This window comes from Nocardioides sp. NPDC127514, assembly GCF_040302125.1.
Taxonomy (GTDB): Bacteria; Actinomycetota; Actinomycetes; order Propionibacteriales; family Nocardioidaceae; genus Nocardioides.
Genome location: NZ_JBEORF010000010.1, coordinates 157,496 through 170,364, shown reverse-complemented (window position 1 = coordinate 170,364; position 12,869 = coordinate 157,496). Strand labels below are relative to the sequence as shown.

General features: G+C 69.2%; 11 protein-coding genes. 8 read left to right on the top strand and 3 right to left on the bottom strand.

Annotation, left to right across the window (positions count from 1 at the left end):
- Window positions 1-103: 103 nt before the first annotated feature.
- From ABTX24_RS10435 to ABTX24_RS10425, 3 genes are all read right to left on the bottom strand, one after another.
- Window positions 104-973 carry an EamA family transporter gene (locus ABTX24_RS10435; RefSeq protein ID WP_350839368.1) on the bottom strand — a complete coding sequence of 290 codons (870 nt, stop codon included), beginning with the start codon at window positions 971-973 and terminating at the stop codon, window positions 104-106.
- A 208-nt stretch (window positions 974-1,181) separates the two neighbouring features.
- Entirely contained in the window at window positions 1,182-1,622 is a 441-nt protein-coding gene (locus ABTX24_RS10430; protein ID WP_350839367.1) for a VOC family protein, read from the bottom strand.
- A gap of 113 nt (window positions 1,623-1,735) precedes the next feature.
- Window positions 1,736-3,247 (bottom strand): SulP family inorganic anion transporter, encoded by a 1,512-nt coding sequence (locus ABTX24_RS10425; protein WP_350839365.1) that lies wholly within the window; start codon window positions 3,245-3,247, stop codon window positions 1,736-1,738.
- Window positions 3,248-3,415: 168 nt separating this feature from the next.
- On the opposite strand from ABTX24_RS10425, the gene pafA reads away from it, so the two are divergent.
- The 8 genes from pafA to ABTX24_RS10385 all read left to right on the top strand — a co-directional run bounded on the left by pafA (window position 3,416) and on the right by ABTX24_RS10385 (window position 12,807).
- Window positions 3,416-4,777, top strand: a complete 1,362-nt coding sequence (gene pafA, locus ABTX24_RS10420; protein WP_141804837.1) for a Pup--protein ligase — start codon at window positions 3,416-3,418, stop codon at window positions 4,775-4,777.
- Between the two features lie 113 nt (window positions 4,778-4,890).
- Entirely contained in the window at window positions 4,891-5,871 is a 981-nt protein-coding gene (locus ABTX24_RS10415; protein ID WP_350720360.1) for an FKBP-type peptidyl-prolyl cis-trans isomerase, read from the top strand.
- A gap of 24 nt (window positions 5,872-5,895) precedes the next feature.
- Window positions 5,896-6,879 carry a helix-turn-helix transcriptional regulator gene (locus tag ABTX24_RS10410; protein ID WP_350720358.1) on the top strand — a complete coding sequence of 328 codons (984 nt, stop codon included), beginning with the start codon at window positions 5,896-5,898 and terminating at the stop codon, window positions 6,877-6,879.
- Window positions 6,876-7,892 (top strand): helix-turn-helix transcriptional regulator, encoded by a 1,017-nt coding sequence (locus ABTX24_RS10405; protein WP_350839363.1) that lies wholly within the window; start codon window positions 6,876-6,878, stop codon window positions 7,890-7,892. The genes ABTX24_RS10410 and ABTX24_RS10405 overlap by 4 nt, the downstream gene beginning before the upstream one ends.
- A gap of 39 nt (window positions 7,893-7,931) precedes the next feature.
- Window positions 7,932-8,225 carry a twin-arginine translocase TatA/TatE family subunit gene (gene tatA, locus ABTX24_RS10400; protein WP_141804833.1) on the top strand — a complete coding sequence of 98 codons (294 nt, stop codon included), beginning with the start codon at window positions 7,932-7,934 and terminating at the stop codon, window positions 8,223-8,225.
- An 8-nt stretch (window positions 8,226-8,233) separates the two neighbouring features.
- Window positions 8,234-9,079 carry a twin-arginine translocase subunit TatC gene (gene tatC, locus ABTX24_RS10395; RefSeq protein WP_350839361.1) on the top strand — a complete coding sequence of 282 codons (846 nt, stop codon included), beginning with the start codon at window positions 8,234-8,236 and terminating at the stop codon, window positions 9,077-9,079.
- Between the two features lie 17 nt (window positions 9,080-9,096).
- Window positions 9,097-9,996: a diacylglycerol/lipid kinase family protein gene (locus tag ABTX24_RS10390; RefSeq protein ID WP_350839359.1), complete on the top strand. Its 900-nt coding sequence runs from the start codon at window positions 9,097-9,099 to the stop codon at window positions 9,994-9,996.
- 30 nt (window positions 9,997-10,026) lie between these two features.
- Entirely contained in the window at window positions 10,027-12,807 is a 2,781-nt protein-coding gene (locus ABTX24_RS10385) for a DEAD/DEAH box helicase (protein ID WP_350839357.1), read from the top strand.
- Window positions 12,808-12,869: the final 62 nt, after the last annotated feature.

Genomic DNA, 12,869 nt, shown 5'->3' with positions numbered 1-12,869 from the left:
CCTGCGAGCACGTGCCCGATGAGGTCGCCGACCGGATCCGATCCATTCTCTGCAAGGCGCACCCGGTGCGCCTGAGACTCCCCGGCTTCGCTCCGTGTCCGATCTACGCGAGACCGGCGACGGCGACCAGGATCAGCACGACCCCGGCGACCGCTGGCGCGGCGAGGCGTTCGCCGAGGACCGCTGCGGCAGCGACGGACGCGGCGACCGGCTCCATCAAGCTGGCCACGGTGGCCGCGCTGCTGCGCGTGGTGCGCAGCCCGGCATAGAGCAGGCCGTACGCCAGCGCCATCGTCGCCACGCCCAGGTACACCAGCCAGGCCCACACTGTCGCCGAGGACGAGACGAGCGACCCGCCGCCAAGCAGCGCCAACGGAATGAGGGCCAGGGCCCCGACGCCGGTGGCGCCGGCCGTCACCAGCAGTGGGCTGCGCTGCTGAGTGAGCGGGCGCCCGACGGCAGTGGTGAGCGCGTACGCAGATCCGGACGCGGTCGCGAGCAGCACCCCGGTCACCGGCCGGTCGCCGCCGGCCCCGCTGCCGGCGTACGCCGAGGCCAGGACCAGCCCGGTCAGCGCCGTCGCCAGCACCACGAGCTGCCGACCGCTCGGCCGCTGACGTGACGCGATGGCCTCGCCGGCGAGCAGAATCGCCGGAGCGATCCCGAGGCTGACGACGGTGGACACGGTCACTCCGACGGCGACCACGGAGGCGAAGTAGAGCGCTTGGTAGAGGCCGGTCGCGACACCGACGACCGCCGTGCGGAGGTCGAGGCGAAGGTCGCGCAGGCGGCCGACGAGGGCGAGGACGGCGAGCAGTGCGACTGCGGCGATCAGCATGCGGTATGCGCTCACGGTGAGCACCGACATCGGCGTGGTCGCGCGGACGATCTGGAGGACGAGGCCGCCGGTGCCCCACAGGACGCCGGCGAGGCAGATCTGAACGAGCCCGAGACGGGCGGAGAGAGAGGACATCGAAGAGGTGCTCCAGGTTCGACAAGACGGATGGGCAGCGTCTGGAGCACGCCACAAGAGAGCCGATCCGCGCTCTCAGCGGCAGATCGGCGAGGCCGCTCCGGTCAGGCGACCGGCGGCGGAAGCAGGCCGAGATGCTTCGAAGTCATGGCCCGAAGTCTGCCACAGGCCCGAGACCCGGACCCGCTGTCTCGTGTTATGCCCTGTGTCAGCCGATCTGGTCCGAGAGCGAGACGACGATGCCCTCGGGCCCGCGGACGTACGCCATCCGCACGATGTCCTCGTAGACGCCGACTCCGCCGACCAGCCCGTAGCCGTCCTCCGCCAGGGCTGCGAGGACCGCGTCGAGATCGTCGACCTGGAAGCAGACGTTGCGCAGGCCCAGCGTGTTGGCCAGTGCGTCAGGCGTGCCGGGCACGTGGTCGGGACGTACGAACCGGGAGAGCTCGAGGGTGGTGTCGCCACCCGGCGGGCGCAGCATCACGACCTCGCAACGTGCCCCGGGGATCCCGCAGACGGTGTCGATGAACTCGCCCTCGACGAACGTACGTCCTTCGATCTCCAGGCCCAGGCCGACGAAGAACTCCGTGACCAGGTCGATGTCGGCGACGGTGATCCCGACGTGGTCGAACCTCAACAGGTGTGTCATGACTGCCATCCTCGTACTCTGCTCGTCGTTGTGGCGGGTGCCTTTCGACGAGGGAACGAGGCCGGCGCGTCGATCTCTACATGGTCGGCGGCACCAGTTTCTTCGCGCCGAGGTCAGTGACCGCTGAGCTGACCGGTCAGCCGCTCGTGCCGGTCGGCGCTGGACGCGTTGAGGCCGACGATGCGTACGGACTTGTTCTTGGTCTCGTACTTGTGGGTGATCGCGTCGAGCGTCGCGACCGTGGAGGCGTCCCAGATGTGGGAGTCGGAGAGGTCGATGACGATCTCGTCGGGGTCGTCGGCGTACTCGAACTGGGTGTAGAGGTCGTTGCTGGAGGCGAAGAAGAGCTCGCCGGTGACCCGGTAGACGGCCCTCATGCTTCCGTCGGCGTCCTCGACGAGCTCCCGGTGTGTGCGGGTCAGGTGGGCGACCCGGCGCGCGAAGAGGGTCATCGCGACCAGGACCCCGACGATGACGCCGATCGCGAGGTTGCGGGTCGCGACGGTGACCGCGACGGTGGTGAGCATGACCACCGTCTCGGAGAGCGGCATCCGCCGCAGGGTGGCGGGCCGGACCGAGTGCCAGTCGAAGGCGCTGACCGAGACCATGATCATCACCGCGACCAGGGCGGCCATCGGGATCAGCGCCACGGTGTCGCCGAAGCCGACGACCAGGACGAGCAGGAAGACGCCGGCGAGGAAGGTGGACAGGCGCGTACGGGCGCCGGAGACCTTCACGTTGATCATCGTCTGACCGACCACCGCGCAGCCGCCCATGCCGCCGAAGAAGCCGGTGATCAGGTTCGCGAGACCCTGAGCGCCGGCCTCGCGGGTCTTGTCGGAGTGGGTGTCGGTGATGTCGTCGACGAGCTTGGCGGTCAGCAGCGACTCGAGCAGCCCGACCAGCGCCATGCCGAGGGCGTAAGGGGCGATGATCTCCAGCGTGTCGAGGGTGAGGGGTACGTCGGGGAGGAACCAGGTCGGCAGGCTGTCGGGCAGCTCGCCCTGGTCGCCGACGTTCGGCACGTCGACCGCGCCGATGACGGTGAAGGCGGTGAGCGCGACGATCGCGACCAGCGGGGCAGGGATGACCTTGTTGATCCGCGGGAACCCCACGATGACGGCGATACCCACGGCGATCATCGGGTAGACCGCCCAGGGCACGTCGACCATGTGGACGATCTGCGCCTCGAGGACGAGGATCGCGAGCGCGTTGACGAAGCCGACCATCACCGAGCGGGGGAGGAAGCGCATCAGCCTGGCCACCCCGGCCAGTGCCAGCCCGATCTGGATCAGGCCGCCCAGCAGCACCGTCGCGATCAGGTAGTCGTAGCCGTGGTCCCGCATCACCGGGGCGATCACCAGCGCGACCGCGCCGGTGGCCGCCGAGATCATCGCCGGCCGTCCGCCGAGGAACGAGATCGCGACGGCCATGGTGAAGGACGCGAACAGCCCGACCCGCGGATCGACCCCGGCGATGATCGAGAACGAGATCGCCTCGGGGATCAGCGCGAGTGCGACGACGAGACCTGCCAGTACCTCCGTACGCAGCAGCCGCGGCGAACGCAGCGCCGCGAGGACGCCCGGTTCGTTGCTGGCGGAGGACGAAGGCAGCGGTGAGGGCACGAGCCGCAATCCTAGGGCTGGCCGCACTCCTTGCCGGCTTCGTGAGCGGTGTGAGGTTCGACCCGTCCGGCGCCGGCTCGCGGTCGCCGTGCCGGTGGACGGCGCGCCCCGCCGTGTCGTACCTCTGAACGCGTCCGCAGTGACCGTCGACCGTCTAGGGTTTCAGGTATGGACAGGCGCATCTTCGGCATCGAGAACGAGTACGGCGTGACCTGCACGTTCCGCGGCCAGCGGCGGCTGAGCCCGGACGAGGTGGCCCGCTATCTCTTCCGCAAGGTCGTGAGCTGGGGCCGCAGCTCGAACGTGTTCCTCAGGAACGGCGCGAGGCTCTACCTCGACGTCGGCTCCCACCCCGAGTACGCCACGCCCGAGTGCGACGACGTGATCTCGGTCGTCACCCACGACAAGGCGGGGGAGCGGATCCTGGAGGGGCTGCTCCTCGACGCCGAGCAGCGGCTGCACGACGAGGGCATCGCCGGCGACATCTACCTGTTCAAGAACAACACCGACTCGGCCGGAAACTCCTACGGCTGCCACGAGAACTACATGGTCAGCCGCGCCGGGGAGTTCTCCAAGCTCGCCGACGTGCTCATCCCGTTCCTGGTCACCCGCCAGCTGATCGTCGGCGCCGGCAAGGTCACCCACACCCCTCGGGGCGCCGGGTTCGCGGTCTCGCAGCGCGCCGAGCACATCTGGGAGGGCGTCTCGTCGGCGACGACGCGGTCCCGGCCGATCATCAACACCCGCGACGAGCCGCACGCGGACGCCGAGAAGTACCGGCGACTCCACGTCATCGTCGGTGACTCGAACATGTCCGAGACCACCACGATGCTCAAGATCGCGAGCTGCCACCTGGTGCTGCGGATGATCGAGGAGGGCGTCGTCATGCGGGACATGACGATGGAGAACCCGATCCGCGCCATCCGCGAGATCGCCCACGACCTCACCGGCCGGCGCAAGGTGCGGCTGGCCAACGGCCGCGAGGCCAGCGCCCTGGACATCCAGAACGAATACCTCTCCAAGGCGCGCGAGTTCGTCGACCGCCGCGAGATCACCGACCCGACCATGATCGCCGCCCTCGACCTGTGGGAGCGCGGCCTGAAGGCGATCGAGTCCGACGACCTCTCCCTGGTCGACCGCGAGATCGACTGGGTGATCAAGTGGAAGCTGATCGACCGCTACCGCGCCAAGCATGGCCTTCCGCTGGGCCACGCGCGGGTCGCCCAGCTCGACCTCGCCTACCACGACATCCACCGCAACCGCGGCCTCTACTACCTGCTGGAGAAGAAGGGCGCGGTCAAGCGCGCGACCACCGACCTGAAGATCTTCGAGGCCAAGTCGGTGCCGCCGCAGACCACCCGCGCCCGGCTCCGTGGCGAGTTCATCAAGAAGGCGCAGGAGCGCCGCCGCGACTTCACCGTCGACTGGGTCCACCTCAAGCTCAACGACCAGGCCCAGCGCACCGTGCTGTGCAAGGACCCGCTCAAGGCGTACGACGAGCGCGTCCAGCGGCTCATCGACGGGATGTGAGGACCAACCGCCTCGAAACACTGTGGGGTGGCTTCGCTGCGGGGTAACCACCGGGCGGATATGGTGTCCTCCGCTGTCGTCTGTCTCCATTTCACGTCACGAAGGTTTGCACTGTGCCCACTGCTCCTCGGCCTCGTCTGCGCCACGCGCTGAGCGCGCTGGCCGTCACCCTGCTCATCCCGGCTCTGGTCGCCTGCGGCGGCGAGGAGAAGACGGGGTACGGCGACGAGACCGTCTCCGGCTTCGACGGCGTCACGGTCTCGGCCGCGGTCGACAAGGCGCCCACGCTGAAGTGGGAGTCCGCGATCGCCTATCCCAAGGACCCCAAGGTCAAGACGCTGACCGAGGGCAAGGGTGAGGAGATCCCGGAGGGCCGCGGCGTCTTCGCCAAGATCTACATCGGCAACGCCACCACCCTGGACAAGGAGTGGGCCTACGAGAGCCAGGCCCCCGAGGGTGAGGAGCTCCCGGCCGAGAAGCCGTGGAGCACCATCCTGAAGGGCGCCAAGGTCGGCGACCGGATCGAGGCCATCGTCGGCTCGGCCGACCTGCTCGGCGAAGGCGGCAACCCGCAGATGGGCATCGGCAACCACGACACCCTGCTGGTCGTCGTCGACGTGGTGAAGCCCGCCGCCGACAAGACGCCGAAGGACGTCGACGCCTCCGAGCTCCCGAAGGTCGTCGAGAAGAACGGCAAGCCGACCGGGTTCGACTTCACCGGCATCGCCAAGCCGAAGGCCGACGACGGGCTCAAGCGGGCCATCGTCACCGAGGGCGACGGCGAGGAGATCACCACCGACCAGACGGTCACCGCCAACTACCTCGGCATGACCTACGGCGCCAAGAAGCCCTTCGACGAGAGCTTCAGCAAGGAGGCCGTGCCGTTCGCCCTCAACCAGGTGGTCGCGGGCTGGACCAACGGCCTGGAGGGCGTCAAGGTCGGCAGCCGTGTTCTGCTGCAGATCCCGCCGGAGCTGGGCTACGGTGCAGAGGAGAAGCCGGGCCAGGGCGGCACGCCGGGGATCCCGGCCAACAGCACGCTCTACTTCGTCATCGACGTCGTCAAGGCCGAAGACACCCCGGCGCCGCAGTAGAAGAGTCTCTAGGGGGAGAACACCGTGGCGGCGGGTAAGACCGAGCGGTTGATGAACCTGCTCATCATGCTGCTCGTGCAGCGTGACAACGTGTCGAAGGAGCGGATCCGTGAGGTCCTCTACCCGTCGTCGCACGGTGAGGCGTTCGAGAAGATGTTCGAGCGCGACAAGGAGGAGCTGCGCAGCCTCGGTGTGCCGATCGAGACCGGGGTGATCGACTCCTTCTTCGAGGACGAGATCGGCTACCGGGTCAGCCCCGAGCAGTTCGCGCTGCCGCCGATCACCCTCGAGGCCGACGAGCTCGCCGTGGTCGCCCTGGCCACCAAGGTCTGGGAGAACGCCTCGATGGCGGAGGCGACCACGGAGGCCGTACGCAAGCTCAACGCCGCCGGGCTCGAGACCGACGTCTCGGCGCTGGAGATCGTGCAGCCGCGGCTGGCTGCGGAGGAGGGCTCCTTCGACGTCTTCGTGGCCGCCACCCAGGACCGGCAGGTGGTCGAGTTCGACTACCGCGGGTCACGGGCGGCCGAGCCGTCCCACCGGCGGCTGCAGCCGTGGGGCGTGGTGCGCTACTCGGGCCGTTGGTACGCCGTCGGCCACGACGTCGACCGCGACGACACCCGCATCTTCCGGCTCTCCCGCGTCCTGGGGGAGGCTCGGGCGGTCGGCGAGTTCGACGCCTTCGAGGTGCCGGCCGAGGTCGACGTACGCGATATCGCACGGACTTTGGCGCCGGCACCGCCCACCGGGAAGGCGGTCCTGCTGCTGCGGCAGGGGAGCGGCTACACCCTCCGCCGGGCGGCCGACTCCACCGAGTCCGGGGTGACCGGACCCGACGGCAGCGACGACTGGGACCGCGTGGTGCTGACCCGGGTGCCCGCCGACCTGGTCGGAGCGGTGCTGGGCCACGGCCCCGACGCCTACGTCGAGGAGCCCGAGGACCTCCGCCGCGAGGTCGGTACGCGGCTGGAGCAGCTGGTGGCGCGCCTGGACGGAGCCGCACGATGAGCGCGACGGGTGCGTCAGGCGCGACGGGTGCCAAGGGGCAGGTCGGGCGGCTGCTGACGCTGGTGCCCTACCTCTACTCCCAAGCGGACGACGTACGCCTCGACAAGGCGGCTGCCGACCTCGGTGTCGAGGAGAAGCAGCTGGTCAAGGACCTGCAGGTGCTCTTCATGTGCGGCCTGCCCGGTGGCTACCCCGACGACCTGATCGACGTCGACATCGACGCGCTGACCGAGCCCGACGGCGACCGGGTCATCCGGATCTCCAACGCCGACTACCTCGATCGCCAGCTGCGGCTGACCCCGATCGAGGCCACGGCCGTGATCGTCGCGCTGCGTGCGCTGCGGGGAGGCGCGGTGGCCGCCGAGACCAAGGAGGTCGTCGACCGTACGCTGGCGAAGCTCGAGCAGGCGGCCGCCGAGGGCGCCGCCGCGAGCGTCGACCCCGGCGAGGAGCTGGTCGACACCTCGCTCGTCCAGATCCACGCCGCGATCGCGACCGCGATCGACCAGGGCCGTCAGGTACGCATCGACTACTGGGTGCCGGCGCGCGACGAGGAGTCCTCACGGGTCATCGATCCACGCGCGCTGGTCTCGATCCGCGACATCGAGTACCTCGACGCCTGGTGCCACACCGCCGAGGCGCCGCGCAGCTTCCGCCTCGACCGGATCAGGGGCGCCGAGGTGCTCGACACCCCGGTGGCCACCGACCCCGAGGACGGCGCGAGCGCCGAGGACGCGGCCGGGTTGCTGGAGCGTACGGACTACGGCACGGTCGTCCGGGTGCGGCTGGCTCCCGAGGCCCGCTGGGTCGGTGAATACTATTCGGTGATCGACCCGGTCGAGCTGCCCGACGGCGGGCTCGAGGTGGGGCTGCGGGTCTACGATCAGCGCTGGCTGACCCGCTTCCTGCTCCGGCTGGCGCCCTTCGCCGAGGTCCTCGACGAGCAAACGTTCACCGAATCGTTTGCGGCGACTGCACGGCTGGCTCTCGGCCTGTACCGTTCGGACGCGTAGACTTCTGACGTTCCCCCTAAGACGTAGATGAGGTAGTTCATGTTCACTCCATTGATCGGTATGCCGCAGGGAGCCGAGTGGCTCATCATCTTGGCGATCGTGATCCTCGTCTTCGGCGCTGCCAAGCTTCCTGAGCTCGCCCGCGGCACCGGTCAGGCGCTGCGCATCTTCAAGACCGAGACCAAGGGCCTGCGCGACGAGGACGAGAAGGAGAAGGGCGACAAGGCCGAGAAGCCGGCCGAGCTCACTGCCTCCGAGCAGGAGCGGATCGCCGAGCTCGAGCGTCGTGAGGCCGAGATCAAGGCCGAGCGCGAGCGCCTCTCCGGCAACTGAGGCCGACCTTGTCCATCGCCGGTGTTGTCGCGATCTTCCGCGGCACCCCCAAGCACCCCATCGGCGACGACGGCCGGATGGCGCTCTCCGACCACCTGCGTGAGCTCCGCGCGCGGGTGATCAAGGCATCCCTGGCCCTGGTCGTCGGGTTCGTCGTCGCGCTGTTCTTCTTCGAGCAGCTCTTCAACCTGGTCATGGACCCCTACCTCCAGGCCGTCAAGATGATGGACCAGGAGGGCGGTGCCGCCTCGCTGAGCTCCGTCAACGGCGCCGCGGGCGGCTTCATGCTCTACCTGAAGCTGTGCGGCCTGGCGGCGTTCATCGGCACCGCGCCGATCTGGCTCTACCAGATCTGGGCGTTCCTGATGCCCGGTCTGCACCCGCATGAGAAGAAGATGTCGAGGATCTTCGTGGCCGTCGCCGGCCCGCTGTTCCTCCTCGGTGTCCTGCTCGGCTACCTCACCCTGCCCAAGGGTCTGGAGATCCTGTTCGCCTTCGTCCCCGACGGCCTGACGAACATCGTCGAGTTCAGCGAGTACCTCAGCTTCCTGAGCCGTACGCTGCTGGTCTTCGGCATCGCCTTCGAGATCCCGGTCTTCGTGATCCTGCTCAACCGGATCGGCGTCCTGCCCGGTGCCGCCCTGGGCAAGTACCGCGCCTGGATCATCGTCGGCTCCTTCGTCTTCGCCGCCGTCGCGACCCCGTCGGGTGACCCGTTCACGATGACGATCATGGCCGGCCCGATGGTCGTCCTCTTCGGGATCTCCGAGGTCATCGCCCGGGCGCACGACAAGCGCAAGGCCAGCAAGCGCAAGGACATGATCGGGGATCCTGACGTCCCGTCGGTGATCTGACCACTAGTCTTCACCGGGTGACGCGTCAGATCGCCCTGCTCGCCAACCCCACCGCCGGCCGTGGCCACGCCGACCAGATCCTCGATGCGGTCACCGCGAGGCTGGCCGCCTCGGGGGCAGTCGTCGAGCACCTGATCGGCGACGACGCCGAGCACGCTCTCGAGCTGGCCCGGAAGGCGGCCGCCGATGGGGTCGACACAGTGGTGACCCTCGGCGGCGACGGCATGGTCCACGTCGCGGTCCAGGCGCTGGCCGAGACCGAGGTCAGCCTCGGCGTCGTCCCGCTCGGGACCGGCAACGACTTCGCGCGTGCGCTCGGGATCCCGGCCGGAGACCCGCTCGCCGCCGCCGACGTGGTCGTACGCAACCACTCCCGCCGCATCGACTTGGGCCGAACTGGCGAGACCTGGTTCGCCACCGTCCTGGCCGCCGGGTTCGACGCAGCCGTCAACGAGCGGGCCAACGCGATGAGGTGGCCCCACGGCGACCTCCGCTACACGCTCGCCGCGCTGTCGGTGATCCGCAGCTGGACGCCGGTGCCCTACCGGCTCGAGATCGAGGACGCGACCGGCGCGACCACGGTCCGCGAGCAGGAGGCGATGCTGCTGGCGATCGCCAACACCGAGTCCTACGGGGGAGGTCTGCGGATCGCGGCGGACTGCGACCCCGCCGACGGCCTGCTTGACGCCATCCTCATCAAGCCGGTCTCGCGGATGGAGTTCCTGCGCGTCTTCCCGGGCGTACGCCAGGCCAAGCACCTCACGCATCCGGCTTTCGAGCGCATCCGTGCGCGCCGGATCAAGGCCTCCGCCCCCGGCGTGATCGCCTACAGCGACGGCGAGCGCCTCGGGCCGCTGCCGCTCGACGTCGAGTGCGTCCCTTCCGCTCTCGGCGTACTGGTGCCGCCGCGCGACTGACTGTCGGTGTCGGTCGATAGGCTCGGCACCATGGACGCCTCGCCAGCGGAGAAGTACGCCGCTTTCAAGCGTGACAAGGACTACCCCGTCTTCCGGGACTTTGCCTCGCTCTACGACTTCGGGCTCGACGACTTCCAGGTCGAGGCGTGCAAGCAGATCGAGGAGGGCAAGGGCGTCCTGGTCGCCGCGCCGACCGGGTCGGGCAAGACGATCGTGGGTGAGTTCGCCATCCACCTGGCTCTCGCGACCGGCCGCAAGGCGTTCTACACGACCCCGATCAAGGCGCTCTCCAACCAGAAGTACAACGACCTGGTCAAGCGCTACGGTCCGGATCAGGTCGGCCTGCTGACCGGCGACAACGTCGTCAATGGCGAGGCGCCGGTCGTGGTGATGACCACCGAGGTGCTGCGCAACATGCTCTACGCGGGCTCCCACACCCTGATGGGTCTCGGGTTCGTGGTCATGGACGAGGTCCACTACCTCGCCGACCGCTCCCGCGGCGCGGTCTGGGAGGAGGTCATCATCCACCTGCCCGAGTCGGTCTCCGTCGTCTCGCTGAGCGCGACCGTCTCCAACGCCGAGGAGTTCGGCGAGTGGCTCACCACGGTGCGCGGTGAGACCACCACGATCATCGAGGAGAAGCGGCCGGTGCCGCTCTACCAGCACGTGATGGCGGGCCGGCGGATCATGGACCTGTTCGCCTCCTCCGACGTCGACGCTGCGGCCGGGTTCGTCAAGGAGGGCGCCCCGGTCAACGGCGAGCTGATGAAGCTGGCGCGCGACGACTGGGCGGCCGGACGGATGACCGACCGGCGTACGCCCAAGGACAAGCGCAAGGGCAACGGCAACCGGCGCGTGGGCAACGGGCGTCGCGTCTGGATCCCGTCGCGCGTGGAGGTCATCACAGCCCTGCAGCGCGACAACCTGCTCCCCGCGATCAACTTCGTCTTCTCCCGGGTCGGCTGCGACGCCGCGGTCGGCCAGTGCATCCAGGCCAACCTGCGGCTGACCACGCCCGACGAGCGCGACGAGATCTTCGCCTACGTCGAGGAGGCCTGCGCCGACCTGCCCGACGAGGACCGCCACGTCCTCGGCTACCACGACTGGATCGACGGGCTCTCCCGCGGTGTCGCCGCCCACCACGCCGGGCTGCTGCCGGCGTTCAAGCAGGTCGTCGAGGAGCTGTTCCTGCGCGGCCTGGTGAAGGCCGTCTTCGCCACCGAGACGCTCGCGCTGGGCATCAACATGCCCGCCCGCACGGTGGTCATCGAGAAGCTCTCGAAGTGGAACGGCGAGGCCCACGTCAACCTCTCGCCGGGGGAGTACACCCAGCTCGTCGGCCGCGCCGGCCGTCGCGGCCTCGACGTCGAGGGCCACGGCGTCGTGCTCTGGCAGCAGGGGCTCAACCCGCGTGAGCTCGCCGGTCTCGCCTCGACGCGCACCTATCCGCTGCGGTCGAGCTTCAAGCCGTCGTACAACATGGCGGTCAACCTGGTGCACCAGTTCGGCCGGGCGCGCTCGCGCGAACTGCTGGAGCAGTCGTTCGCCCAGTTCCAGGCCGACAAGGCGGTCGTCGGGCTGGCCCGGCAGGTGCGCAAGGCGGAGGACGCGCTCGAGGGCTACCAGGAGGCTGCGACCTGCGACCGCGGCGACTTCATGGAGTACGCCGCGATCCGCCGCAAGATCTCCGACGTCGAGAAGTCCTCCTCCCGCGAGCGGCGTGCCGACCGCCGCGACGAGATCATCGAGTCGCTCTCGAAGCTGAAGATCGGCGACGTGATCGACGTGCCGACCGGCAAGTTCGCCGGCTACGCGGTCATCGTCGACCCGGGCTTCGACCCCGACGGCCCGCGTCCCTACGTGATCACCCAGGACCGGCAGGCCCGGCGCCTGGCGATGATGGACTTCAACGTGCCGATCGTCGCCCAGACCCGGCTGCGGGTGCCGAAGTCGTTCAACGGCCGCAACCCGCAGATGCGCCGCGACATGGCCTCTCGGCTGCGGGAGAAGACCCGCGACCTGCGTCCGGTGCCCTACGAGGGTTCGCCGACCGCTCGCAAGGAGCGCAAGAGCTCGGTGGAGACCCAGATCTCCGAGCTGCGGCGCGAGCTGAAGATGCATCCCTGCCACGACTGCCCCGACCGCGAGGACCACGCCCGCTGGGCCGAACGCTGGTTCAAGCTCTCGCGCGACACCGACACGCTGCGCCGCCGGGTGGAGGCGCGTACGAACACCGTCGCGCGCACCTTCGACCGGGTCTGCGAGGTGCTGGTCGCCCTCGACTACCTCGAGGGCGAGACGGTCACCGAGCGCGGCACCCACCTGATGCGGCTCTACTCCGAGATGGACCTGGTCGCCGCCGAGGCGCTGCGCGAGGGGCTGTGGGACGACCTGACCCCCTCCGAGCTCGCCGCCGCCCTCTCGGTGCTGGTCTACGAGGCCCGCCGCGCCGACGACGCCACCCCGCCCCGCCTCCCCGGTGGCCGGGTCAAGGACGTCATCGCCGAGACCGTGCGGCTGTGGGGCCAGCTCGATGCCCTCGAGCGCGACCACAAGCTCGACTTCCTCCGCCAGCCCGACCTCGGCTTCGCCTGGGCCGCCTACCGCTGGACCGAGGGTGACGAGCTCGACGACGTCCTCAGCGAGGTCGAGCTCGCCGCCGGCGACTTCGTCCGCTGGGTCAAGCAGCTCATCGACCTCTGCGGCCAGGTCGCCGACGCCGCCGGGGACGTCCCGCTTCGTCGTACGGCCCGGCAGACCATGGACCTGCTCAAGCGCGGTGTCGTCGCATATTCATCGGTGGTCGAGTAGAAGTTCTGCCGATCTGATCCGCATGCGTCTCGTCGTCGCTAGGTTTCCGCCGTGGAGAGTAG